This is a genomic window from Rothia mucilaginosa, assembly GCF_964210535.1.
Classification (GTDB): Bacteria; Actinomycetota; Actinomycetes; order Actinomycetales; family Micrococcaceae; genus Rothia; species Rothia mucilaginosa_F.
Genome location: NZ_CAXOMR010000045.1, coordinates 1 through 876 on the forward strand (window position 1 = coordinate 1; position 876 = coordinate 876).

The 876-nt window shown below is 53.3% G+C and carries 2 protein-coding genes; one reads left to right on the forward strand and one right to left on the reverse strand.

Annotated elements, in window-relative coordinates; translation table 11 throughout:
• Positions 1 to 48: 48 nt before the first annotated feature.
• Positions 49 to 348 (reverse strand): type II toxin-antitoxin system RelE/ParE family toxin, encoded by a 300-nt coding sequence (locus tag AB8C10_RS09235; RefSeq protein ID WP_368867557.1) that lies wholly within the window; start codon positions 346 to 348, stop codon positions 49 to 51.
• Positions 349 to 509: 161 nt separating this feature from the next.
• Here AB8C10_RS09235 and AB8C10_RS09240 point away from each other — a divergent pair, with 161 nt between their 5' ends.
• Positions 510 to 791, forward strand: a complete 282-nt coding sequence (locus AB8C10_RS09240) for a type II toxin-antitoxin system prevent-host-death family antitoxin (RefSeq protein ID WP_368867558.1) — start codon at positions 510 to 512, stop codon at positions 789 to 791.
• Positions 792 to 876 lie beyond the last annotated feature (85 nt).

Genomic DNA, 876 nt, shown 5'->3' on the forward strand with positions numbered 1-876 from the left:
CTTGCCTGCGGAGGGGTAGATGCTACCGTCCATCACGCCGCATTCACTCTACAGGCCACGATAGACTTCTCGCCGATGACCGACCCGGAAAACCTCAACAACAACCGCGCCGTTATCAATGGTGTATAGAATGCGGTAATTTCCTACTCGTGCCCTGTACCCTTCTTCACCCTGTAGCTTCTTGACTCCCGCCATATATGGGTCGTCACCAAGGGACCGGAGGCAGGCGATAATTTTCTCAAAGACAGCCCGGTCTTCTCGTTGGATTTTCTTCAGTTCTTTCGCTGCTTTGCGCGTCAATTCGACCCGGTACGCGGGGCTTGAGACATGGTTTGCAGTCATCTGCATCCTTCAGGCAGAGCTTTAAATCTTAACCTCAACCTTAGCAGAAAAAGTGTACACTTTTTACACACTTTACATTGTTGTACTATGTAAGTAGCTCCCCTGGATGGAATCTGCACAGGAACTATCCTCGGAGCTAACGCATCAACCCCAGAAAGGAACCAGTCATGACTGTCACCACTCACCGGACTCGTTCCAATGTCACGACTCTTAAAGAACTCCGCGACAACCTCGGAACCAAAGTCAACGAAGCCGTGTTCTCCGGCGAACGTCCCCTCATCAGCCGCAACGGAAAGACTGTTGCCGCGCTCATCTCCTACGAAGATTTGAAGCTACTTGAAGAGTACGAAGAGCTCCTCGACATTGAGGCTCTTCGCAAGGCACGCGCCGAAGATGACGGCTACCGCATCGACCTCGACGAGTTCCTCACAGAGAACCCTGCAGACTAATCTCTCAGCACATATTGCGAGGCGGGCGGCACCTCCACCGGGGAGGGGCCGCCCGCCTCACTCATGCCTAAAAACCCGCCGGGTT

Bases quoted from the DNA above. Each gene is read 5' to 3' on its own strand.
- AB8C10_RS09240 (WP_368867558.1), top strand. From the start codon at position 510: ATGACTGTCACCACTCACCGGACTCGTTCCAATGTCACGACTCTTAAA.
- AB8C10_RS09235 (WP_368867557.1), bottom strand. From the start codon at position 348: ATGCAGATGACTGCAAACCATGTCTCAAGCCCCGCGTACCGGGTCGAA.